Below are 22,421 nucleotides of genomic sequence, written 5' to 3'. Positions count from 1 at the left end.
GCTAAATTTTAGTTTTTATTAATTTGAAATTTACACATGCTGTCTTTGGATTGATTATTGCTATATTTAAAACTTATATTTCAGAATTAAAACACGTCCATTTTCTTGGACACTTCAATAATGATGCAACGCCTATCCTTAAGAGCTCGAATAAATGTAGCCATGATACTTTTAGTACTTGTAGCGTCGATTTTGATAGCTGGGGTAACTATTTATCAATATAGCGAAGAGGCTAGAGAATACCATAGTGAGCGCCTAGAACGTAAGGAAAAAGCGATTAAGCAAAGTATTAATTTTGTTATTGGAGAAACCACATATCCTCGTACAACAGAGAATATTCCGTTAATTTTCAAAGATGAAATTTTTGAAATTGATGCCATTCATAATTTACAAATTAACCTTTATGATTTAGAAGGGCAATTACTTAAAAGTTCAAAACGGACCATTCAAAGAGACTCTTCAGATCTCTGTTTAGATGTTGAAATATTAAACACCTTATCTAATACTTTAGAGCATCGTTATGTCGTAAAGAATAAAGTTGCTGGGCAAACTTTTCAGTCATCCTACTCTTATATCATGGATGAAAAATTTAAGACGTTAGCCATTTTAAATTTGCCCTATTTAGAAAATGATGATTTTTTTAATAAAGAGCTAAAGGAGTTTTTAAAACGTTTGGCTTATGCCTATTTAGTATTGATTTTAGTCGCAATTGTTTTTGCTTATTTTATATCTAAATTTATAACCAAATCACTTCGGACTATTAGTGATAAGATGAATGAAACGCGATTAGAAAAGCGTAATACAAAAATTCAGATAGATTCTTCAAGTGATGAAATCGGAACGCTTATCAATTCTTATAATAGCATGATTGATGAGCTAGAAGCGAGTGCTGTGGTTTTAGCAACTAATGAGCGTGAGCAGGCTTGGCGCGAAATGGCAAAACAAGTGGCTCACGAGATTAAAAACCCACTAACACCTATGCGATTGACTGTTCAGAGTTTTCAACGTAAGTTTAATCCAGAGGATGAAAACATTCATAAAAAAGTAGATGAATACAGCAATACGCTTATTCAGCAAATTGATACCATGAGTTCTATTGCTTCGGCGTTTTCAAATTTTGCTAAGATGCCAGCTCAAAAAAGTGAAGTGCTTAACGTGGTGTATATTGTGAAAATGGCTCTCGATATTTTTAATGAAGAGTACATTGAATTCTATTCTGAAACCGAAGAAATTATTGCTAAATTTGATAGAACACAGTTAATAAGAGTGGTTACTAATTTGGTTAAAAATGGTATTCAAGCGATTCCTAATGATGCTGAAAATCCTAAAATTGTAGTACGTGTTTTTAGCGAAGGAGATAATGTGAGTATTACGATTGAGGATAATGGCTCTGGAATAAATGAAGACACTAAAGACAAAATATTCGAGCCAAAATTCACGACGAAGACTAGTGGTATGGGCTTAGGCTTGGCTATGGTAAAGAACATTGTAGAAACTTATAATGGAAGTATTACCTTTACCACGGAATTAGGAAAAGGCACAATTTTTACAGTTACTTTTCCTAAAAATCAAACAATTTCTGCGCAGGCAGAGATCTCTTTGTAAAAACTATAGTCCATTGTTTGGGCTGCGGTGTTTGCAAAGTAATTTAAAGAATATAACAACCAGATTTCCACTTCTAGTGGGAATAAAAAATAAATTTTCAATGAATTACGAAAACATACTTTCAGATTATTCCAACGGAATTACAACGATTACAATCAACAGACCAAAAAAACTAAACGCATTAAATAAGGATACGATTCAAGAATTGCACGATGCTTTTGATGCTGCAGATACAGATGAAAACACCAAAGTTATCATCCTCACTGGAAGCGGTGAAAAAGCGTTTGTGGCCGGAGCTGATATTAGCGAATTTGCAGATTTTAGTGTTAACGAAGGTGGAAAACTAGCCGCACAAGGACAAGCCTTATTATTCGATTTTGTGGAAGGTTTAAGCACTCCTGTTATTGCAGCGGTAAATGGTTTTGCACTTGGGGGAGGCTTAGAATTAGCGATGACTTGTCATTTTAGAGTGGCAAGTAGTAACGCCAAAATGGGACTACCAGAAGTGTCTCTAGGCGTGATTCCTGGTTATGGAGGTACGCAACGTTTACCACAGCTAGTAGGTAAGGGTAGAGCGATGGAAATGGTAATGACAGCTGGTATGATTGATGCTAACCAAGCTTTAAATTATGGTTTAGTAAACCACGTTGTTGAGCTAGAAGAATTACTACCATTAGCAGAGAAGATTGCAAGTAAAATAATGCGAAATTCTTCTGTTGCCATCAGTAAAGCCATTAAAGCGATTAACGCGAATTACAAAGACGGCAAAGATGGTTACAAAGTAGAAATTAAACAATTTGGAAAATGCTTTGGTACCGAAGATTTTGTTGAAGGTACGACTGCTTTTTTAGAAAAGCGTAAGGCGGATTTTCCTGGGAAATAGATGATTATTATTTAATTGTCATCTGTCTTGAGAACGCTTTGTATAAAAAATAAATGGGAGACACTAAAATGAAGCTTGCTACTAAAAGTGGGCTCATTATAAGTAATTGTATTTTAAATAATTGGTACATAATTCAAATTATTAATTTTTGTCAAATCTATTGTGTATTATGATGCTGACAAACATTAGGTTTATCTAATATATACACAGAATTATCCTTTCTTATAGAATCACATAGGCTGATTTTCTTTTTAAGTAAAAAGTATAAATCCATAGAAAACTCAAGTTTATAGGATGCTATTATTCTAAAATTATGAATAGTAATTAATGACCTCTGCAATTTGACTCTTATTTTGAGCCAAATTGTAGAGGTCATTTCTTGTTAATTAAAAAATTAACGAAATAGACGGTTTTACCGTAAACCCCCTTTTTTGTTACTTCTTAGTTTTACAGAGCATTAATAAACAGAACAAATTAGAACCCTTGTATAAAATATAAACTGAATAAACGTCATTAAAAGGACTGACCATCCAAAATCGGAAATGTGAAAGTTGAAACAGAAATAAAAGAAAAAGTAAACTGAGTTATCGAAAAAATTAATTTCAATTTTATAAACTTTAAAATATTATGAATATATTTAAAACAATTAGAAAAACCTATTTCGGAACTTTTTTAGCATCATTAGTTTTATTTACATCTTTTAGTCAGTTTGGAAATAGTCAAAACTTAAATCAACAAGGAATTTTAAAAAAAACTAAAAAACATGATAAAAAAATTCGCTTACTAACGGATTCAGAAATAACCCAAATCGGCAAAGAACACGCTGCCAATTTAGAATTATTAATGTCTAAAAATCCGACAAAATTAAATGTTGTTAAAACAACAACATTAGAACTGTACAAAGATAATGGACTTACTTCAAAAAGTATTGACAATTATTTTGAAATATCAGATCAATTTAGCACCAAATACTTAACTTCTTTAATAAAACAAGCACAGAGTGATTTCGTTGATAGTGATTTACTTATTCAAAAATTAAGAGAAATAAAAACTATTACCGATAATAATCAGTTAATGAAACACCAAAATTTAACTAGAAACAAATTGAAAGGGGTTGACTTAGATACTTATTTGTTAGTGTCAACTGTCTATCAGTTTTCTGGTGATTTTTGGTCAACTCAGAATCCTGATATGCCTGTAGAAACTCAGGCTAGCTGGAGAGAAGCTGATGGTATTTCTGCTGCTATTGGATTTTTTACATTAGCTGCTGCCTTTACTGCAATTTACGCTGTTGGGGTTGCTACTGGTGGAACAGGAGTTATACCTACAGTAACAATTGTAGCTTCATTATTGCGAATTGGAGCATCATCAGCTTTGGCATCAATTTATGCGGCTTTTTCATGAAAAATAAATTTATAATTTATGCTATCATTATATTTCTCATTGGACTGTCGGTTTTTTCTATTGTTTTGTCCTATAAAGTAATTATGAACTTTAGTAGTTCAGATATTTATACGTTAACGAAGTTTAAAGATGATGTTGAATTAAGCTTAATAGTTATGATAGCAAACATTATTGGTGATATATCATTATTTGCCTACTTGAATAAAAATGGAATACTACAAAAAATGTTCAATATTGAAAATTAACGTGGTAAAACAATGTATTAAAAAATAGCAGTTAAGAGTTAAATTCATAGTTTAGTTTTTCTGTTAATTATATTGCAAATAGACAACCTCTGTTAATTGACAACCATATAACGTCAATTAACAGAGGTTTTTTTTTTCTTTCTTCCCAATTACTTTAACAAAAAGTATGGTTTTACTATAATGGGTCTCTCTGCTATTTCTATTTCTTTATTTTTAGAGAATGAAAAAGTATTTATTTTTCTTATTAACCATTTTCCTTTTTATTTCTTGTAAACAAGAAGTATATAATAATGTAGAACCACCTTTATCAAAAAAGGTGGATTCTTTGTTTAATGTGGCATATAATGATTCCTTGACTTTTGATACTAGAAAGGAAGCTATCCATAAAATTGAGAATTATCTAAATAAAAGAAAAAACGATTCTACAAAAAGGAAAAATTATTTAAAAGTTGCGAATAGATATTATAGCATTAGTGATTTAAAAGGAGAATATAAAAGTGCTTTAACAGCTTTGAAATTAGCTACCCAGGCTAAGGATACTTTTATTATTGCCCGAAGCAATATGTATATTGGTGATAATTTTTTAAATTCAAAGAAGAAAGATAGTGCTTTTTACTATAACTATAAGGCATCTACTTATTTTTCAGTAACAAAAGATAAGAATACTCAAAGAAGTGCATTGTCAAATTTGTCATTAATCTTAAAATCTGTCAAAGATTACACAAAAAGTGAAAAATATGCTGTAGAAGCATTAAAAATAGTTGAAGATGATGATAATTTTTTGGCTAAATATGGTGTTTATAATACTTTAGGTAAATTATTTACTGAGACCGAAAAATATGGTTTAGCTTTTGATTACCATAATAAGGCGCTTAATGTAACAGAATATTTTAATGAAAAGCAAAAACCCTATCAATTAAGATTAAAGGCTCAATCGTTATTAAATATTGGTGTTTTAAAAATGCAGCAAGGCCATTATGAGGAAGCAGAAACTTATTTTGAACAAACAGATTACATAGGTGTATTTCCCAAACAAAATCCTATAAAATTATGCCTACCTCTTAGAAAATTGGGCATATAATAGGCATAAGTTAAACAAAAATAAGGTGATGCCGCTTTTTAATAAAGCGCTGCGCGTTCACGACAGTGTAGATTCGCCGTCGCGTAGTACGGGAGAGTTGCTTTTGGCTAATTATTATAAGGATATAAAAAATAATGATTCGGCTTTTTATTTTGCACAAAAGGCATACCATACCACTAAAAAAAATGGACAATTAGGAGAGGAGCTTAAAGCCATACATTTAATGGCACAAACCGATAGTCTAACAAAAACAGGACACTGGTATGAAACCTATTTAACCTTACAAGATAGTATTACTTTAAACGAACGCAACCAACAAGAAAAGTTTGCTTTAATTGAGTTTAATACTGAAAACTTAATAAAAGAAAAACAATCTGCTGAAAAACAAAGAGACAAAGCCGATAAAGGATTTTGGGTTGCAACACTATTAAGTGTACTCATTTTAGTAATATCAATTATGGTCTATATCAATAGAGCCAGAAAATTAAAAAACAAAGAATTAGTTCTAGCTCAAAAGGAATTAGAAGCTAATGAGAGCTTGTATAACCTAATGCTGGAAGAGCAATTTAAAATAGAGCAAGGAAAGCATTTTGAAAAAAAACGTATGTCTCAAGAGTTGCATGATGGAATATTAGGTAAGCTTTCTGGTATTCGTTTAAATCTATTTGTGCTTAACAAAAGAAAAGATGCTGAAACTGTTGAAAAGTGTTTGCCTTATATAAAAAGTTTACAAGACGTAGAAAAAGAAATACGTGCTATTTCACATAATCTGAGTGAAGACTTATTTTCAGATCAAGTGAATTTTACCAAAATGATTTCAGGTTTGTTTGAAAATATTACTGGTGATTCAAAATTAAAACTCAATTTATATTTTGATGAACTTATAGACTGGAAGGTTGTATCTAATGCTACTAAAATTGAAGTATACCGTATACTCCAAGAGGGACTACATAATATTAATAAACATGCTAAAGCCAATACGGTTATAGTAAAGATGGCGCAAACGGAAACACATATTGTTATTGAGCTTATAGATAATGGTGTAGGTTTTCATAATACTACCAAATCAAAAGGTATTGGTATAAAAAATATGAAGGAAAGAGCTGGTAAAATAAACTCGGAACTAAACATAGAATCGCAACGTAATTTAGGCACAACGCTTTCAATTTCTATACCCAAAACGTTTTAATACTTTTTGTTAAAAAGGATTAAGTTGAATCCAAAGATAAGTATTGATTAATTTTTTTATATTTGGTTTTGCACCTAGTCTATTTTAGAACTACTCTATGGAAGTATTGATTATTGACGACCATCCTATCCAAATAGATGGCTATAAAAGTATTTTGTCTTTAAGCGATATCAATGAGTTTCTTAATATTACGGCATGTTATAATTGTGAAGAAGCATATAAGATTATAACAACATCTCAGAATAGAAATCATTTTGCTTTAGCTGTAATAGACTACAGCATTCCGCCTTATGAGGATCAAAATATATTTAATGGTCAGGATATTGCTCGTTTAATGCAAATGTACTTCCTAGAAACTAAAATTGTTATTATTACTTCACATACAGAAGCCATAGTTTTATACAATATTCTTAAAAAAGTAAACCCTCAAGGCCTTTTGGTAAAAAGTGATATTGATGGGGAAGAGTTACTTGATGCTTTCTCTGAAATCACAAAAGGAAACTATTACTTTTCTGAAAGCGTAAAGAAGGCAAAAAAACTACTCATCTCAAAGGAAGAACTTTTAGATACTACCAATAGGAAAATCATTGAACTTTTAGCACAAGGTATTAAGACAAAAAACCTACCTACGCATCTGGCGCTTTCCCAAAGTGCTGTAGAAAAACGTAAATCTATTATAAAAGATGTCTTAGGCATTACCAAAGGTAACGATGAAGATATTTTAAGAGAAGTACGCAAACTCGGCCTACTTTAATTTCAACCATTTTTTAACTTTAACATAGATTACGGATTAACCGTAACACTACCTCTTTTTCTCATGTTACATTTACAATGTCAATATGTTGCAACTTAATTCATGTAAACATTTTTGGTGGTAACCAATATGTTTTTAAATGAAAACGAGGGTATAGTTACATATTAGATAAAAGCAGATAGTTAAAATATAATCGAGAAAGCCAATATAAGTAAAGTGCTGTCACAAGTTTGCTAAAACCAGAATAAAAAGTGTTTTTTTTTTTGTATAAAATACTTGAAATAAGGTTTTTTAAATAACAATCTAATTTATATAAATCCAAATAAACAATCAAAATTAAAAACCATGAAAACAAGATTATTTATTATTGTATTATCTCTGTTCAATTCTATTCTATTCGCTCAATCTAAATTTACATTAGGGTTTGATCTTAGTGAGCAGTTTATGCAAAAGGATGTGGGACTAAACATTGAAGGTTTGTTGGGTTACAACTTAAATTCGGATATAACTCTGGTCCTAAGTGCGTCCAATGCAACAATGGAAAATAAGGATTTAGACTTAAAGTATAAATTAGACAAGTATGCATTTCATGTAAATTATGATTTCGGAAAATCTGAAGCTTCTAAGCTTGAATCCATTTTTGGGTTTTCTTACGTTAATTTTGATAAGAAGCTAGAACTTGAAGACGATAATGGCTTAGGGATTGATTTAGGTGTTCAAGTCTTATTTGGTTTAAAAAGCAAACTGCATTATGGCCTTAGAATAGTTTCAACTTATAGCAGTATTGCGCCAGGTGGCATATTAAATGCAGGCGCAATTTTTAAATACAACTTATAGAGTTGTAGTTGGTTCGCTTTAATGTAAATGCTTTTCTTCGAAATTAATTATTAGTCCTTATGAAACGTTTAATCTACATCTTATTAGCCGTTACAGTGGTATCATTGTGACAGGAGAGATTAACGTTGTTGCTTCAATACTAGGAGCAATGGTTGTTGTTCTATTAGCAATTAAAGCCTCAAAAGATAAAAACTTTTAGAGCTATTGTAATAGACAAAATAGCCTCTACTATTTTAAATCTAAACTCTGGATTTGTCCATCGACAGATTCAGAGTTGTATATTAGTAAAAGTTATAGATCTCAATAGGTCGTCTTACATTAGTATCTACTTTTAGTGCTCTAAATAATGTACATTCTGGTATTTAAGCTGGTATTTCTAGTTTTGAGTAAAACACCAAAGTAATATTGATAGATACAAAAACTAATGCGGTTTTGGATACCATAGTTAATTAAGTTAAAACTACAACTTGTAGCCACGTTCAGCCGTTTTTCATGCTAATTTTAGGGTATGATACATTCCAAATCTACAATTAAAGGCAGAGGTGCTCAACAAAATACAGATAATCGTTTTTTTGAGTTGTCTTATGAAATGCGAGATGATTTTCTAGAGTTTTGCCATAAGGAAGGTGAAATTGTAGATAAAAACAAAACTCAATATCTTAATGTATTTCCAAAGACGATTGTTAATAAAGTAACGAGTCCAGATGTGGGGATGGCCTATTCTATGAACATGTATCAAGGTTGCGAACATGGTTGTATTTATTGTTACGCACGGAATTCGCACGAATTTTGGGGTTACAGTGCGGGTCTAGATTTTGAACGTAAGATATTGGTTAAAAAAGACGCAGCAAAGCTTTTAGAAGCTCACCTGAAAAAGAAAAGCTGGAAAGCATACCCAATTATTATGTCTGGCAACACAGATTGTTACCAACCAGCCGAAAAGCAATTTGAGATAACAAGAGAATGTTTAAAAGTGTTTTTAAAATATAAACATCCTGTTGGTATCATTACCAAGAATGCTTTAATCTTAAGAGATTTAGATTTGCTAAAGGCATTGTCTAAAGATAACTTAATATCAGTAAATGTTTCTATAACATCACTCTCAGAAGACACTAGACGAGTTTTAGAACCAAGAACAGCAACGATTAAAAAACGACTTCAGGTTGTAAAAGAATTAAGCGATAATGGTATTCCTGTAAATGTGATGTTGGCACCAATTATTCCATCCATTAATAGTCATGAAATTCTGCCAATGGCGAAAGCAGTATCAGAAGCAGGAGCTTTAAGTATTGGGCACACTATTGTAAGATTAAACGGGGCAATTGGAGAAATTTTTAGCGATTGGATTAAAAAAACAATGCCCGACAGAGCGGATAAAGTATTACATCAAATTGAAAGTTGCCATGGAGGCACGCTTAACGAAAGTCGGTATGGAGTGAGAATGCGAGGAGAAGGGCAAATTGCGCAACAAATCAACGATTTAGTAACGTTGGCGCGATTAAAATATTTTAAAAATAAAGCAATGCCAAAGTTAAATACGGATCTTCATGAGCCTTTTAAAGATGGGCAAATGAAACTATTTTAAACAAAAAAAAAGTGGGCTCTCTACAACCCACTTTTAACTAAATAAACTAATAAATAAACAATAATCTAAATCTTGAAATTTTCGACAAACACACGATCATTTGCTCTAATAATCGCGGTATAGTTGCCTTTAAGGTTTTGGTCTAATTTGTAAACTCTGTTTAAAATATCATTACCTTTTATGGTTTCTGAATGGATAAGATCGTTTTCAAAGTATAACTCAACAGTCATTTTGTTAGTATCAATAGCTAACTTAGAAATGATAATTTGAGAATCTTTAGATCTAAATACAGGCTTAAAAATCTTTTTGTTTGAAGTTTCTAAAAATGTAACCAAATGGTTTTTTACTTGAACTGAATTAATTTCAATTTCATAATCCTTGTTCACTTCAACAGTATAGATACCATTTTCTAATTGAGAAAAATCATAAAGACTTTTCATTTGTCCGTTATAATTAATACGTCCACTGTAAAGGACTTCACCAGAAGCGTTAGATACAGAAATATGATCTCCTTCGCTAAGCATCTTAGAAGAAGGTGTGTCTTTTATGGTTTCGTTTGCGTAGCTTGTTAATGTTCCTAACATCACAGCTAATACTAAAATGTTTCTAAATAATGTTTTCATAATTTTTAATTTTAATCGTTGTAAAGCTGAATTTATGATTTGGGGTGTGACTCCAGCTCTAAACGATTTGATACTGCAAAGTTATAGTAGGTTTACATATTCAAAAACAACCATATTGGTATATTTATATGCATAATTAACCTAAAGATAGTTGAGTGTAGTCATATAGGGTAAAATAGCACATATTGATGTTAATTTGCTATAGGTTTGTGATGTGCTTAGCTTTTAAGTGTAAAACAAGTCATACATTATACCTTATAAAAGAAATATCTTTTTAAGCAAAAGATGGAAATGGGGTAGTTTTAAGCTTTCATCATTAAAAACAGTGATAGAAGACAGAGTTGTGTTGGCAAATAATAATTACAAAAGCTAATTGTACAATTACATGAGTATTTATTGAATGATATTATTTTAACCAAAAAAAAGTGGACGTTGTATGGTCCACTTTTAAATAAATAATTCTAATTCACATTCAACAATCTATAGTTTAAAGTTTTTAGTAAATACTCTGCCGTTAGATTTAACAACGGCTGTGTATTCGCCTTTAATAGCATTATCGAGTTTGTACACTCTATTTAATATATCACTGCCTTTTACCGTCTCTGAATGAATTAATTCATTATCGTAATAAAGCTCAACTTCCATTTCTGGATTGTTTAAAGCCATTTTAGAAATCATGAGTTTATTATTAGCAATTCTAAAGACGGGTTTAAAAATCTTCTCACTTTTCTTATTGATATAACTAACGCTATTGTTTTTAACTTCTACAGTGCTAATCTCAATTTCAAAATCTTTATTAACTTCTATGATATACGTACCATCGTTCAATTGTGAAAAATCGTATAGGTGACTAATATTACCATTAAAATTTATAAGACCACTAAAAACGATCTTTCCGTTAGCATCAGTAACAGAAATAGAATTTCCTTTTTTTACACTATTAAAAGTAGGTAGAACTTCTAAAGTTGCATTTGCGTAGCTTGTGCATGTTCCTAACATCACAGCTAATACTAAAATGTTTTTAAATAATGTTTTCATAATGTTTCATTTTTTGGGTTACAACTAAAATTTAAAAATCTGCGTTTTATAACTTGTGCTAGTTATTAAGTTGCAATCTTTTAAGTATCAGTTTAAATGATTTTACATTACAAAGTTATGAGGGTTATGCTTTTAGAAAAACATGGATTTTGGCACATTTGTATGCATAATTATCTTAATCTGTTGTTTTATTATCATATTAGGTTAAAATAGCGTATATTAATGGTAATCTGCTATAGGTTTTAAAACCTAATAGATTTAACTTTGCACTTATTATTACATTATGAATACAAGAAAACCTACTTTAGAAAAAATAAGCCCTGATTTTGGTAATTCCATATTAGTACGAAAGCATAAAATAGACTCCTACAAAGGAGAAAAAAAACCGTTTTGGCATTTTCATCCAGAAATAGAATTGGTCTATGTTAATAAAGGTCAAGGTAAACGTCATATAGGCAATCATTTATCTTATTTTAATAATAGTCAGCTATTATTGTTAGGCTCTAATTTGCCTCACAATGGTTTTACAGATCGTTTAACTATAAATGGTTCAGAAACCTTAGTGCAATTTAAACCTGAATTTTTAGGTGATCATTTTTTTGATATTCCAGAAATGGAAGCGATTAATAAAATGTTTGAGTTGTCTAAAAAAGGAATTCTTTTTGGTGTTAAAACAAAACAAAAGTTAGGAAAGAAAATCGAAAAGCTAAATGAAAAAGAAGGCTTTAAGAAAATATTAATTTTGTTGGAAGTGCTGCATGGTTTAGCAAAATCAGAGGATTATACCATTTTAAATGCAGATGGCTTTGCTTTTGAAACAGAACCACAAGATAGTGCAAAGATTGATGTCATCTTTAAGCACGTTAACCAGAATTTTCAAGAGCATATTAGTTTAGATGAAATTGCAAGCAAGGTCAGTATGACGGTGCCTGCGTTTTGTCGCTACTTTAAAAAAGTAACAGGTAAAACATTTACAAAGTTGGTAAACGAATACCGTATTGTACATGCGACTAAATTACTTTCGGAAAGTCAGATGAGTATTGCAGATGTTAGTTTTGAGTGTGGTTTTAATAACTTTTCACATTTCAATAAACTCTTTAAAGAATTTACTGGTAAAAGCGCTTCTAAATATAGAGGTGAGTTAAAACTAATGGTTCAATAATTACAATTTAATTTTTATGGGTAAAAAAATAGATACTGCCATAATATACTATTCCAAAAAAGGCCAGGATATTTTAGATATTGTAAACTCTAAAACAAATCTATCTGCTGATGAAATTATTCACTATGGAGAAGAAATGGCTGCGATTGAATATAAGTTGACGGCGTTAGAGGTGGCTAAAGAGAGTTAGCCTTTTTTATTCGTCCCTTTTCTTATAAGAGACTATGTTAGGTATTTATAAGTAACATCTAAGGTAATAGTATGGCTTCAACTCCTTTTTTAAAAATATTGTAAATTGGTAAAATAATTTACAATATGAAATACACAGCATTTTTTAAAATAGGTGTTTTATGTTTAGCGCTACTGATGCTAAACTGCGAAAAAGATGAGATTAAAGTTTCAGATGCTGAATATGTTTCAGGTGGTATTGGTACATCGTTCAATACAGGTGCTATAACGATTGATTTTAATATTCCTAATAATTATGCGATGTCTAGAGTTCGTATTGAATTTCCAGAAGTCAATATTATAAAAGAAGAAAGCGGAACTGGTGATAGACAGGTTAGGCTTAATCATGTTTCTTCTGGCATATATAACTATACGTTTGAATTCTGGGGAACAGAAAATAGTTACAGTACTGGTGGTATCGAAGAAGCTCCCTTAAGTAAATATTTTATAATTAATGAAACTGTTGAGGTGATAAATGGAAAAACATTAATTTTAAATATATATTGGGATTAATTACAGCTTCCCTTCCCATTCTGCAAAAAACTGTTTTAGAAAACCTTCCATATATTTGTGGCGTTCTAATGCAATGCGTTTTCCTGTTTTAGTGTTTAGCTGATCTTTTAACAATAACAATTTTTCATAGAAGTGGTTAATTGTTGGTGCTTCTGAGTTTTTGTACTCAACCTTAGTCATATTAAGATTAGGTTTTATTTCAGGATTATAAAGGGCTCTGTCTTTAAAGCCTCCATAATTAAAACAGCGCGCAATACCAATAGCTCCAATAGCATCTAAGCGGTCGGCATCTTGAACCACTTCCATTTCTTTAGAAGTGAACGATGTATTTAAATCAAAGGAATTTTTAAAGGACATGTTATCTATAATCTGAGTTACATGCTCAATAATTTCACTGTCTACATTGTGTTTTAATAGAAATGTACTAGCTATTCTAGAGCCCAGTGCTTCATCTCCGTTATGAAATTTAGGATCCGCAATATCGTGAAGTAAAGCTGCTAATGAAACGACTGTGATATCTACATTTTCTTGCTTCGCAATGAGTAAGCTATTTTTGTAAACACGTTCAATATGAAACCAGTCGTGGCCACCTTCAGCATTCTTGAGTTCGGTTTTAACGAAATCAATAGTAGCTTCAATGAGTTGCGCATCAGAAATTGTCATACAAAATTATTACGCAGGATCTACCCATTTAAATTGATAAGAATTCTCAGGAATCTTCATGCGTTCAGACAAACGATACATTCTTGGAGGTAGTTTCATTAAGTAATCTCTTGCTTTTTCGGCTTCCTCATTAAGTCCGGTCATTTTTCCTATTTCCCAACGGTCAATTAGTTTCTGTAAGATATCTACATAATCGTTAGACGTGTAAACACCAAGACGTTGTGCTGTATTAGAAAATTCTTCGAAAGCCGTACCAATACTCTCACCAGATTCTCTTAAAAAGTGTGCTGGCATCGCAATTTTACGTTTCATCATATCGTGAAAAGCCATCATCATCTGATTAGGGTCTACAGCAAAAATGCGTTCTACAAACTCAGAATACGCGTGGTGGTGACGCATTTCGTCTCCTGAAATGATTTTACACATTTTGGCCAATTGCTTATTGCCTTTTTGTTTGGCAATTTTAGCGACACGATTATGAGAAACATAAGTCGCTAATTCTTGGAAGCTCGTATAAACAAAGTTTTTATAAGGATCTCTACCTGTACCAATATCAAAACCGTCGTTAATTAAATACTGCGTAGTTTTTTCTATCTCACGCATATTTACACGACCAGATAAGTACAAGTATTTATTTAAAACATCACCATGCCTGTTTTCTTCACCTGTCCAATGTCTTAACCAGGTAGACCAACCGTTACGTTCAATTTGGTCTACACCTTCAACATCCATAAGCCAAGATTCGTAACTTGGTAAAGCTTCTTCAGTGATCATATCTCCAACTAAAACGACCCAAAAGTCGTAAGGTAATTCCTTAGATAATTCTCTAATTTCTCTAACCTCTTCATGAAATGAATCTTTTGTAGAGTCTGGTAAGAAATCTGTAGGTTGCCAGATTTTTTCAACCGGAATTAAATATTTTTCAATCAGCGATTGTACATCTTTTTCGAGATGCTGCATCACTTCTAATCTTACGTTTTTTAGCGACATCTTATATGGTGTTTTTGGTAATTAATTTTCAATAGCAGCAACAATGGTTTGTTCTACTTGCTCAATTAATTCAGTCTTATCTGTAAAGTTAATAATTTCTAGGGGCTTATGAACAGTAAATTTCATATGATTTCCTATTCCCATTGGGAAATTTCCGTAACGTAACATTTTCCATGAGTTATTAACTGTAACAGGAACGATAAGTGCAGAAGGGACTTTCTTTAGTAGCATTTCTAATCCTTTGGTTTTAAATGGTCTTGGAACACCATTCTTACTTCGTGTGCCTTCAGGGAAAATAACAGCTGCTCGTTTTGTTTTTTCAATATAATCTCCAAAGGTCATCATTGCAGATAGTGATTGTCTCGGATTTTTTCGGTCTATTAAAACCGATCCTCCATGTCTTAAATTGTAAGACACACTTGGGATGCCTTTTCCTAATTCTTTTTTAGAAACAAATTTAACATGGTGTTTACGCATATACCACATAATAGGTGATATATCATACATGCTTTGGTGATTAGAAACTATAATTAGAGGTCGGTCCGTACTTAGATTGTAAGGATTGTAAAATGAGATTCTGGTGCCCAAAAGATTAAGACAGCGCATAATAAAAAATTGTAGCCAATCTACACTAACTTTAAGTGCTTTATAGCCAAATACATTAAAGCTAATCCATTGAATTACATGAAATATAACCAAGGTTAACCCAAAGCATAAATAAAATACAACCGAAAGCGGATAGGCTAGTAGTTTTCTCATTTGGCAAAGGTAATCAATGGAATTTAGGAACAAAAAAACCACGATAAAAATCGTGGTTTAAATACTTAGTTTTTTTATCTCTTAGCAATACTCGTTATAAGCATCTTTAAGATTCTCAGCAATTAATTCTGCAGGACGACCTTCAATATGGTGGCGCTCTAACATGTGTACTAATTCTCCGTCTTTAAATAAAGCCATACATGGCGAACTTGGAGGAAAAGGAACCATGTGTGCTCTCGCTGCATCAACAGCTTCTTTGTCTACACCTGCAAAAACAGTGACGATATGGTCTGGTTTTTTTGCATTGTCTAAACTTGTTCTAGCACCTGGTCTTGCATTTGCTGCTGCACAACCACAAACTGAATTTACAACAACTAAGGTTGTGCCTTCTTTTGCGATAGCACTTTCTACAGCTTCTGATGTATGTAATTCTTCAAAACCTACTTTGGTTAAATCCTCACGCATTGGTTTTACTAATTCTGCTGGGTACATATTTTTATATTTTAATTAATCTTATTTTGAATTGCAAAGATAATGAAAAATAGTAGGCAGTCGTTAGTCTTCAGTTCGTAGTTTAAATGGTACTATTTTGGTTTTCAATAGTGTTTAGAACTATTGAAAATTTAAGTTATTTACTAAATGTATATTGAAAACCGTCTGAAACCATACCTTCATCTAAAATGAGTTGATTAGTAGTTAAGCTTATAACTCTCAAATCTGTATTCTCAATAACTACTGTGGTGTCATTAGAGGTTGTAACGACTTCGTAACTGTAAATTCCAGAAGGGTAACCACTATGTATAGCATTACTTGTGTCGTTATTGGTAACGGTAATTTCAGAGGGTTCATTATTAAAGTGCCATGTAATTGTACCCGATTCAAAATCGTCATTCACACCTGCTAAACCACCAGTAACATTAACTAAAGACCACGTTGCATTAAGTGTTGGTGCTGGGTTTTGTTGTGCGTCGTCATCACTATTGCAACTTAGTATAAGAAGCATCAAGGTTAGAATATTAAAAATAGTTTTCATAATATTAAGGTATTGGTTATGCCTATAAGATACAGAATTATACAAATGGTTGCGCACAAAACGTAACAAATTACATTTTCATCCAACTAACATATAGTATATTTACAGTTTTAGAAAATCAAAAATATAATATGAGTTTTGCAAAATGGATTGGTGGTGCTTTAGGTTGGTCTTTTGGAGGTCCAATAGGTGCTATTATAGGATTAGCTTTAGGTAGTTTTGTCGATAATTTAACCGATAGCGGTACGCCTTTAATAGGTGATCGTCAAGCGGGAAGACAGCGCGATACGTATCGAAAAACACCAAATTACGGTCAGCGCACATCGCGACCACAAACACAATCTGGTGATTTTGAAGTGAGTCTCTTAATTTTAGCGTCTATTGTTATTAAAGCAGATGGTAAACAAGATCAGCGCGAACTCGATTTTGTACGTCAGCAGTTTACCAATATGTACGGTAAAGATAGAGCTAATAAGGCTTTTGAATTGTTTAAACGTATTACCAAACAAAATATTTCTACACGCCAAGTTTGTTTACAAATTAGGCAAATGATGGATCATGCGTCACGTTTGCAATTGCTTCACTTTTTATTCGGAATTGCAAAAGCAGATGGTTTAGTTACTGAGGACGAATTACGACAGATTTATACCATAACTGGTTATTTAGGAATTAGTAATAGAGACTTTGAAAGTATTAAAGCCATGTTTTATAACAGTAGCGATAATGCTTATAAAATCCTAGAAATTGATAAATCAGTTTCTGATGCTGAGGTTAAAAAAGCATATCGTGGTATGGCTAAAAAATACCATCCAGATCGTGTTGGTCATTTAGGTAAAGAACATCAAGAAGGTGCGGAAGCTAAGTTTAGACAAGTGCAAGAGGCTTATGAGCATATTCAGAAGGAACGTGGGTTTAAATAAACCTATCGTTGATGGTTGTCTGTTCTTAGTTGTTGGATAGCAATATGATGTTATAAAAGTTTATTCTTTCCTTTCTTTTTCTTTCATGCGTTTTTCAATGTATTTAAAGTAGCGTTGTGTTTTATATTTGTTATAAATGAAAACACACAGGACAATAAATCCTATGATAAGTAATCCGTTTTTACCGGTGAAATAATTTAATAGGTTCATGAGGTTTAAAAATATTTAGGATCTGTCGTAGTTAAGCCTTGAAGCTTTCAATCGTAGTGTCAATAAATACATCAAATTTATCCTCTAAACAAAAAGAAATCATCCTTCATATCTTCAATCTGCGCATCTTCGTTGGTCATAATATAATCAATGGCTTTAGAGGTAAATTCATCTCCCTTTTTTGTTAAGGACACAATATTTTTTTCAATATGAATCATGTTATTTTTTTTCGCTAAATCGAGAACGGTTTTAGCGCGTACTTTTTGCCAATTAATATGTTCTCTTAGGTGGTTTACGTGGCGTTCTTCAAGCTCATCATGATTTTTTAAGTGTAGTAAAAACGTCAATAAAGAGACTTCTGTGCGTTGTTGTTTTTCTCTATACATTACAGCAATCACTCCTTTTGATGGCGCAAATAAATACACTAGTAGAAATACTAAGCCAAGAACCGTTGTAATTGAGCCAGCAATAGAAGCATCTAGCCAATGTGCTACCCAATAACCGAAAATGGCACTAAAAATTCCGAAACCGATGGCTAGAGCCAACATCTTCTTTAAATCTGTGGTTAACAAATAGGCAGCCGCAGCGGGTGCAATCATTAAAGCGACAACTAATATAGCTCCAACCGCATCAAAAGAACCCACAGTGGTTACTGAAGCCACCGACATTAATCCATAATGAATAATTGCTGGTGAAAACCCTAAGGATGCCGCCAAGCCTTTATCAAAAGTGCTTATTTTTAGTTCTTTAAAAAATAGAATTAAAAGTGTAATTGTGATGAGTAGAATGGTGCCAACAACCCAAAGTGATTTTGGCCCCACATCAGTTTCTGCAATGAGTAATCTATCAAAAGGAGCAAAGGCTAATTCACCTAATAAAACAGCATCGACATCTAAATGGACATCATTGGCGTTTTTAGCAATTAAGATGACGCCAATACTAAACATAGCAGGAAATACCAACCCAATGGCGGTGTCTTCTTTTACTAATCCTGTTTTCTGAATATATTCTACTAAAACCACCGTCACAATGCCTGTTAAAGCGGCTAATAGAATTAATAAGGGTGAATTTAAATCTTGTGTTACAAAAAAACCAACGACAATACCTGGTAAGATAGAATGACTAATGGCATCGCTAATCATGGCCATTTTTCTAAGGACTAAGAACGTACCAGGAATGGCACAAGCAACAGCCACTAAACTCGCTATAAGTTGTATTTCAAGTTGTGCGTTACTCATCTTCGGTAGATTGTTTAGTGTACAAATTCGCTGCGGTTTCAAATCCTGTTTTGGTTAAACTCCACATATTTCCATTGAGTTGTACATAATCCTTATCTACCAATTTTTGAAGTGTAGAACGTGTATAACCTTGAAAATTATTTAAAAGTTTTATGGCGTGTGGATGTGAAATATCTTCGTGTGTTTCTGCAATATGATGCATAAATGCTAAAGTTTTATGCAATTCTAAATCACGACGGTTTTTAATAAATCGGATTTGCTTAAACAACAAGCCACGACTTGGGGAAAATATAAATGAAAACATTACGAAAACGCCGGCCACTAAAACGATAACAGGGCCCGTAGATAGGTTATTCTGACTTGCGCTAATTGCAGTACCGAAGACTCCAGAAAACGCACCGAAAAGCGCTGCTAAGAACACCATAACCGATAAGCTATTTGTCCATTGTCGAGCCGCAGCTGCAGGTGCCAAAAGCATAGCACTCATTAAAACCACACCAACAGTTTGAAGTCCTAACACAATAGCCAAAACAATAAATGTTGTAATAAGAATATCTATAAATTTAGTATTGAACCCAAGTGTTTGCGTGTAGTCTGCATCAAATAATAGGATTTTAAATTCTTTCCAAAAGGTGAGCATTACAATTAAACAGAGTCCTGTGACAATAGCCATTAGCCACACATCGCTTTCTACTAAAGTTGCTGCTTGTCCAAATAGGTATTTGTCTAATCCGGCTTGGTTGGCATTGGGTTGTTTTTGAATAAAGGTGAGTAGTAACATTCCAAATCCAAAAAACAAGGATAGAATTAAACCTAAAGCGGTATCTGATTTTAAGTGGGTTTTGGTGACAATGCCTCTAATCCAAAATGTACCAATTAAACCACTAATTAATGCTCCGATTAATAATGTGTTACTGTCTTTGGCGCCAGTAATTAAAAATGCGATTGCAATACCAGGTAAAGCCGCATGAGAGATGGCATCCCCTAATAAACTTTGTTTTCTGAGTACAGCAAAACTACCAAGCATTCCGGTAACAGCTCCTAAAATGGCTGTTCCTAGAGTGATGGTTCGTAGCGTGTAGTCTGTGAAGACTAGTTTTATGTATTCTGTTATATCCACAATTCTTGCGAAAGCAGGAATCTCATCCTACTTTTTAATATTTTTTTTCGTTTAGTTTGTTAGACCTCAAAGATTTCTAAAACTTGTGAGGTCTGTATCTATTTTAATTCTTAATTGGTGTACAAATTTCAATAAGAAACCCATTAATATCTCTTAAATACCCAACTTTTTGTCCCCAAGGTTTTTCAATTATAGGTTCATATTCTATCGCTCCTGCTTTTATCGCTTTATTAAAATCATCTTCAATATTTTCAGTTGTAAAAGCCATTTCAATTCCGTTTGGCTTTTCGTTTATAGAAAGTTGTTTAAAGCCTTTTTTAAAGTTTGAATTCCCTAAGGAATGAGAAGCAAAAGCGATTGTGGTTTCTCCAGAAAGTAGCTCGCCATAATCGTGCTCTGGTGTGATGAATTTTTTTTGAAACCTAAAAGCGTTTTCGTAGAATGATATTGTCTTTTCAACATCTTCGACGTATAAAATAGTGTATGCGTATTTCATGTTTTTTTATTGCTTTCTTAGTTCTCATTAGGGCAAGCACTGGCAACTGCCAACTGAATACTATCAACTATGTTTCTATTCTTGTATACTCACTTTATAATTAATGCCATAGGTCTTCGTTAAGTTATCGTCATTGAAGATATCTTTTACGGGGCCTGTGGCAATTTTCTTCACATTTAAAAAGGTGACCCAATCAAAATATTCGGGTACGGTTTGTAAATCGTGATGTACCACAATAACTGTTTTACCTGCTTTTCGTAATTCTTTTAAGATGTTAATGATGGCGATTTCAGTGGTTGCATCGACTCCTTGAAATGGTTCATCCATAAAATAGATAGAGGCATTTTGTACCAAAGCGCGTGCTAAAAAAATACGTTGCTGTTGTCCTCCCGAAAGTTGACTAATCTGTCGGCTTTTAAACGCTAACATCCCTACTTTTTCTAAAGCTTCTAGTGACGCTTTTTTCTCTTTTTGGCCAGGACGTTTTATCCAACCCAAACTTCCATAGGTTCCCATCATCACCACATCTAATGCTGTTGTTGGGAAATCCCAATCTACACTACCTTTTTGAGGCACATAAGCTACGAGTTGTCTTTGCTTTTTATAAGGTTTTCCGTATATAGTGACACTACCTGCGATCGGTTTTAAGATTCCTAAAATAGATTTTATAAGTGTAGATTTTCCTGCTCCATTCGGACCAACAATAGCCATTAAAACTCCTTCTGGGATTTCTAAATCGATGTCCCAAAGAACTGGTTTGTAGTTGTAGGCAACGGTAAGATCGTCTACTTTTACGGCAATTACTCCTGAGGAAGCAGGAGTCATATCAGTAGTATCGTTGTTTTTTATATTTTCCTTTGATTCTATTTTCATTTTTGAGATTTAACTCTAATTTAATGAGATTCCTGCCTTCGCAGGAATTTTATTTTAAAGCATTTACAATCGTATTTACATTATACTCAAACATACCAATGTAGGTACCTTCAGGCGTTCCGGCATTTCCAAGAGCATCAGAATATAGTGTGCCTCCAATTTCGACATCATGTCCTTTAGATTTTACAGAAGCCTGCAGAGCTTCAATCGTTCGTTTTGGTACAGAACTTTCTATAAATATGGCTTTAATGTTTTTTTCGATAATAAATGTAGCCAATTTTTGAACATCTTGTACACCGGCTTCAGTTGCTGTTGATATACCTTGTAAACCGACGACTTCAAATCCGTAGGCTTTTCCGAAATAATTAAACGCATCATGGGCAGTTACTAATATTCTTTTTTCCTTTGGAAGTGTTTCTATAGTCTGCTTTATGTTATTCTGAAGTGCTTCTAATTTAACGATATAAGCATTCTTGTTGGCTTCGTATGTTTGCGCGTTTTCAGGATCCTTTTTAGATAAGACAGCCGCTGTTTTTTTTGCAAATTGCTGAAAATAATTAATATCGAACCAAACATGAGGATCATAATTTGAAGCAAAATATTCTGAACCTATAAGAGTGTTTTTATCTAGAGCATTTGAGAGTGCTATGGTTGTTTTTTGAGAACTCTCCATTTTTTCAAGGACTTCTACGAGTTTTCCTTCTAAATGTAAACCGCTGTAGAATATGATATCTGCATTGACTAATTTAGAAACATCACCTTCGCTGGCTTTATATAAGTGCGGATCGACGCCAGAACCCATTAAGCCTTGTATATTAATCATATCTCCACCAATATTCTGAACTAAATCAGTAATCATGGTAGTTGTAGTAACAATATTTAGTTTTCCATTATCTTTAGATTCATCCTTACACGCCGTAAAAATGAGCGTGATAGCTAAAAGGGAAATTATTTTTTTCATATGTCTAAATA

24 protein-coding genes are annotated in these 22,421 nt (G+C 32.6%); 12 read left to right on the top strand and 12 right to left on the bottom strand.

All coding sequences use genetic code 11. The features are described 5' to 3' along the window. The first annotated feature begins 162 nt into the window (after positions 1 to 162). The 8 genes from BLT80_RS01955 (at position 163) to BLT80_RS01915 (ending at position 9,583) form a co-directional block, all read left to right on the top strand. Positions 163 to 1,605: a sensor histidine kinase gene (locus BLT80_RS01955; RefSeq protein ID WP_092466859.1), complete on the top strand. Its 1,443-nt coding sequence runs from the start codon at positions 163 to 165 to the stop codon at positions 1,603 to 1,605. A gap of 100 nt (positions 1,606 to 1,705) precedes the next feature. Then, the gene (locus tag BLT80_RS01950; protein WP_092465902.1) at positions 1,706 to 2,488 is read left to right on the top strand and encodes an enoyl-CoA hydratase/isomerase family protein; all 783 of its coding nucleotides are present in this window, start codon (positions 1,706 to 1,708) and stop codon (positions 2,486 to 2,488) included. A gap of 627 nt (positions 2,489 to 3,115) precedes the next feature. Then, the gene (locus BLT80_RS01945) at positions 3,116 to 3,892 is read left to right on the top strand and encodes a hypothetical protein (RefSeq protein WP_092465901.1); all 777 of its coding nucleotides are present in this window, start codon (positions 3,116 to 3,118) and stop codon (positions 3,890 to 3,892) included. A gap of 465 nt (positions 3,893 to 4,357) precedes the next feature. Continuing rightward, positions 4,358 to 5,218 carry a tetratricopeptide repeat protein gene (locus BLT80_RS01935; protein ID WP_092465899.1) on the top strand — a complete coding sequence of 287 codons (861 nt, stop codon included), beginning with the start codon at positions 4,358 to 4,360 and terminating at the stop codon, positions 5,216 to 5,218. A 28-nt stretch (positions 5,219 to 5,246) separates the two neighbouring features. Beyond that, positions 5,247 to 6,407, top strand: a complete 1,161-nt coding sequence (locus BLT80_RS01930) for a sensor histidine kinase (protein ID WP_092465898.1) — start codon at positions 5,247 to 5,249, stop codon at positions 6,405 to 6,407. 97 nt (positions 6,408 to 6,504) lie between these two features. Further along, entirely contained in the window at positions 6,505 to 7,161 is a 657-nt protein-coding gene (locus BLT80_RS01925) for a response regulator (RefSeq protein ID WP_092465897.1), read from the top strand. A gap of 345 nt (positions 7,162 to 7,506) precedes the next feature. Continuing rightward, complete coding sequence (locus tag BLT80_RS01920) at positions 7,507 to 7,998, top strand: hypothetical protein (RefSeq protein ID WP_092465896.1); 492 nt, start codon at positions 7,507 to 7,509, stop codon at positions 7,996 to 7,998. Between the two features lie 508 nt (positions 7,999 to 8,506). Then, the gene (locus BLT80_RS01915; RefSeq protein WP_092465895.1) at positions 8,507 to 9,583 is read left to right on the top strand and encodes a PA0069 family radical SAM protein; all 1,077 of its coding nucleotides are present in this window, start codon (positions 8,507 to 8,509) and stop codon (positions 9,581 to 9,583) included. Positions 9,584 to 9,648: 65 nt separating this feature from the next. Here BLT80_RS01915 and BLT80_RS01910 read toward each other — a convergent pair whose 3' ends face one another. Together BLT80_RS01910 and BLT80_RS01905 are read right to left on the bottom strand one after the other, a co-directional pair. Then, a complete protein-coding gene (locus tag BLT80_RS01910) occupies positions 9,649 to 10,206 on the bottom strand; it encodes a hypothetical protein (protein WP_092465894.1) in 558 nt (185 codons plus the stop codon). Positions 10,207 to 10,686: 480 nt separating this feature from the next. Further along, on the bottom strand, positions 10,687 to 11,244 hold the full coding sequence (locus BLT80_RS01905) for a hypothetical protein (RefSeq protein ID WP_092465893.1): 558 nt from the start codon (positions 11,242 to 11,244) through the stop codon (positions 10,687 to 10,689). Positions 11,245 to 11,527: 283 nt separating this feature from the next. Here BLT80_RS01905 and BLT80_RS01900 point away from each other — a divergent pair, with 283 nt between their 5' ends. The 3 genes from BLT80_RS01900 to BLT80_RS01895 all read left to right on the top strand — a co-directional run bounded on the left by BLT80_RS01900 (position 11,528) and on the right by BLT80_RS01895 (position 13,147). Continuing rightward, positions 11,528 to 12,406 carry an AraC family transcriptional regulator gene (locus tag BLT80_RS01900; RefSeq protein ID WP_092465892.1) on the top strand — a complete coding sequence of 293 codons (879 nt, stop codon included), beginning with the start codon at positions 11,528 to 11,530 and terminating at the stop codon, positions 12,404 to 12,406. Between the two features lie 16 nt (positions 12,407 to 12,422). Next, the gene (locus BLT80_RS19965) at positions 12,423 to 12,596 is read left to right on the top strand and encodes a hypothetical protein (RefSeq protein WP_175455529.1); all 174 of its coding nucleotides are present in this window, start codon (positions 12,423 to 12,425) and stop codon (positions 12,594 to 12,596) included. Between the two features lie 125 nt (positions 12,597 to 12,721). Continuing rightward, a complete protein-coding gene (locus tag BLT80_RS01895; protein WP_092465891.1) occupies positions 12,722 to 13,147 on the top strand; it encodes a hypothetical protein in 426 nt (141 codons plus the stop codon). Here BLT80_RS01895 and BLT80_RS01890 read toward each other — a convergent pair whose 3' ends face one another. The 5 genes from BLT80_RS01890 to BLT80_RS01870 form a co-directional block, all read right to left on the bottom strand. After that, positions 13,148 to 13,810 carry an HD domain-containing protein gene (locus BLT80_RS01890; protein WP_092465890.1) on the bottom strand — a complete coding sequence of 221 codons (663 nt, stop codon included), beginning with the start codon at positions 13,808 to 13,810 and terminating at the stop codon, positions 13,148 to 13,150. A gap of 9 nt (positions 13,811 to 13,819) precedes the next feature. Further along, positions 13,820 to 14,800 (bottom strand): acyl-ACP desaturase, encoded by a 981-nt coding sequence (locus tag BLT80_RS01885; protein WP_092465889.1) that lies wholly within the window; start codon positions 14,798 to 14,800, stop codon positions 13,820 to 13,822. A gap of 21 nt (positions 14,801 to 14,821) precedes the next feature. Further along, positions 14,822 to 15,559 (bottom strand): lysophospholipid acyltransferase family protein, encoded by a 738-nt coding sequence (locus BLT80_RS01880; RefSeq protein WP_092465888.1) that lies wholly within the window; start codon positions 15,557 to 15,559, stop codon positions 14,822 to 14,824. Between the two features lie 81 nt (positions 15,560 to 15,640). Next, positions 15,641 to 16,051, bottom strand: a complete 411-nt coding sequence (locus BLT80_RS01875) for a BrxA/BrxB family bacilliredoxin (RefSeq protein WP_092465887.1) — start codon at positions 16,049 to 16,051, stop codon at positions 15,641 to 15,643. 136 nt (positions 16,052 to 16,187) lie between these two features. Beyond that, positions 16,188 to 16,592: a hypothetical protein gene (locus BLT80_RS01870; protein ID WP_139180997.1), complete on the bottom strand. Its 405-nt coding sequence runs from the start codon at positions 16,590 to 16,592 to the stop codon at positions 16,188 to 16,190. Between the two features lie 131 nt (positions 16,593 to 16,723). Here BLT80_RS01870 and BLT80_RS01865 point away from each other — a divergent pair, with 131 nt between their 5' ends. After that, positions 16,724 to 17,512 (top strand): TerB family tellurite resistance protein, encoded by a 789-nt coding sequence (locus BLT80_RS01865; protein ID WP_092465885.1) that lies wholly within the window; start codon positions 16,724 to 16,726, stop codon positions 17,510 to 17,512. A gap of 287 nt (positions 17,513 to 17,799) precedes the next feature. Here the strand turns inward: BLT80_RS01865 and BLT80_RS01860 are convergent, their stop codons facing one another. From BLT80_RS01860 to BLT80_RS01840, 5 genes are all read right to left on the bottom strand, one after another. Then, positions 17,800 to 18,960 carry a metal ABC transporter permease gene (locus BLT80_RS01860; protein ID WP_092465884.1) on the bottom strand — a complete coding sequence of 387 codons (1,161 nt, stop codon included), beginning with the start codon at positions 18,958 to 18,960 and terminating at the stop codon, positions 17,800 to 17,802. After that, positions 18,953 to 20,080 (bottom strand): metal ABC transporter permease, encoded by a 1,128-nt coding sequence (locus BLT80_RS01855; protein ID WP_092465883.1) that lies wholly within the window; start codon positions 20,078 to 20,080, stop codon positions 18,953 to 18,955. Before BLT80_RS01855 ends, BLT80_RS01860 begins: the two co-directional genes overlap by 8 nt. 103 nt (positions 20,081 to 20,183) lie before the next feature. Continuing rightward, complete coding sequence (locus BLT80_RS01850; protein ID WP_092465882.1) at positions 20,184 to 20,576, bottom strand: VOC family protein; 393 nt, start codon at positions 20,574 to 20,576, stop codon at positions 20,184 to 20,186. A 75-nt stretch (positions 20,577 to 20,651) separates the two neighbouring features. Further along, entirely contained in the window at positions 20,652 to 21,401 is a 750-nt protein-coding gene (locus BLT80_RS01845) for a metal ABC transporter ATP-binding protein (RefSeq protein ID WP_092466858.1), read from the bottom strand. Between the two features lie 97 nt (positions 21,402 to 21,498). Next, on the bottom strand, positions 21,499 to 22,410 hold the full coding sequence (locus BLT80_RS01840) for a metal ABC transporter solute-binding protein, Zn/Mn family (RefSeq protein ID WP_092465881.1): 912 nt from the start codon (positions 22,408 to 22,410) through the stop codon (positions 21,499 to 21,501). Positions 22,411 to 22,421 lie beyond the last annotated feature (11 nt).

This window comes from Winogradskyella thalassocola (assembly GCF_900099995.1).
GTDB classification, from domain to species: domain Bacteria; phylum Bacteroidota; class Bacteroidia; order Flavobacteriales; family Flavobacteriaceae; genus Winogradskyella; species Winogradskyella thalassocola.
The sequence above is the reverse complement of the archived record's forward strand: the minus strand, read 5'-3'. Positions and strand labels throughout refer to the sequence as shown.

Coding starts and splice junctions, on each gene's coding strand:
- BLT80_RS01955 (WP_092466859.1), top strand. CDS start 163: ATGATACTTTTAGTACTTGTAGCGTCGATTTTGATAGCTGGGGTAACT.
- BLT80_RS01950 (WP_092465902.1), top strand. CDS start 1,706: ATGAATTACGAAAACATACTTTCAGATTATTCCAACGGAATTACAACG.
- BLT80_RS01945 (WP_092465901.1), top strand. CDS start 3,116: ATGAATATATTTAAAACAATTAGAAAAACCTATTTCGGAACTTTTTTA.
- BLT80_RS01935 (WP_092465899.1), top strand. CDS start 4,358: ATGAAAAAGTATTTATTTTTCTTATTAACCATTTTCCTTTTTATTTCT.
- BLT80_RS01930 (WP_092465898.1), top strand. CDS start 5,247: ATGCCGCTTTTTAATAAAGCGCTGCGCGTTCACGACAGTGTAGATTCG.
- BLT80_RS01925 (WP_092465897.1), top strand. CDS start 6,505: ATGGAAGTATTGATTATTGACGACCATCCTATCCAAATAGATGGCTAT.
- BLT80_RS01920 (WP_092465896.1), top strand. CDS start 7,507: ATGAAAACAAGATTATTTATTATTGTATTATCTCTGTTCAATTCTATT.
- BLT80_RS01915 (WP_092465895.1), top strand. CDS start 8,507: ATGATACATTCCAAATCTACAATTAAAGGCAGAGGTGCTCAACAAAAT.
- BLT80_RS01910 (WP_092465894.1), bottom strand. CDS start 10,206: ATGAAAACATTATTTAGAAACATTTTAGTATTAGCTGTGATGTTAGGA.
- BLT80_RS01905 (WP_092465893.1), bottom strand. CDS start 11,244: ATGAAAACATTATTTAAAAACATTTTAGTATTAGCTGTGATGTTAGGA.
- BLT80_RS01900 (WP_092465892.1), top strand. CDS start 11,528: ATGAATACAAGAAAACCTACTTTAGAAAAAATAAGCCCTGATTTTGGT.
- BLT80_RS19965 (WP_175455529.1), top strand. CDS start 12,423: ATGGGTAAAAAAATAGATACTGCCATAATATACTATTCCAAAAAAGGC.
- BLT80_RS01895 (WP_092465891.1), top strand. CDS start 12,722: ATGAAATACACAGCATTTTTTAAAATAGGTGTTTTATGTTTAGCGCTA.
- BLT80_RS01890 (WP_092465890.1), bottom strand. CDS start 13,810: ATGACAATTTCTGATGCGCAACTCATTGAAGCTACTATTGATTTCGTT.
- BLT80_RS01885 (WP_092465889.1), bottom strand. CDS start 14,800: ATGTCGCTAAAAAACGTAAGATTAGAAGTGATGCAGCATCTCGAAAAA.
- BLT80_RS01880 (WP_092465888.1), bottom strand. CDS start 15,559: ATGAGAAAACTACTAGCCTATCCGCTTTCGGTTGTATTTTATTTATGC.
- BLT80_RS01875 (WP_092465887.1), bottom strand. CDS start 16,051: ATGTACCCAGCAGAATTAGTAAAACCAATGCGTGAGGATTTAACCAAA.
- BLT80_RS01870 (WP_139180997.1), bottom strand. CDS start 16,592: ATGAAAACTATTTTTAATATTCTAACCTTGATGCTTCTTATACTAAGT.
- BLT80_RS01865 (WP_092465885.1), top strand. CDS start 16,724: ATGAGTTTTGCAAAATGGATTGGTGGTGCTTTAGGTTGGTCTTTTGGA.
- BLT80_RS01860 (WP_092465884.1), bottom strand. CDS start 18,960: ATGAGTAACGCACAACTTGAAATACAACTTATAGCGAGTTTAGTGGCT.
- BLT80_RS01850 (WP_092465882.1), bottom strand. CDS start 20,576: ATGAAATACGCATACACTATTTTATACGTCGAAGATGTTGAAAAGACA.
- BLT80_RS01845 (WP_092466858.1), bottom strand. CDS start 21,401: ATGACTCCTGCTTCCTCAGGAGTAATTGCCGTAAAAGTAGACGATCTT.
- BLT80_RS01840 (WP_092465881.1), bottom strand. CDS start 22,410: ATGAAAAAAATAATTTCCCTTTTAGCTATCACGCTCATTTTTACGGCG.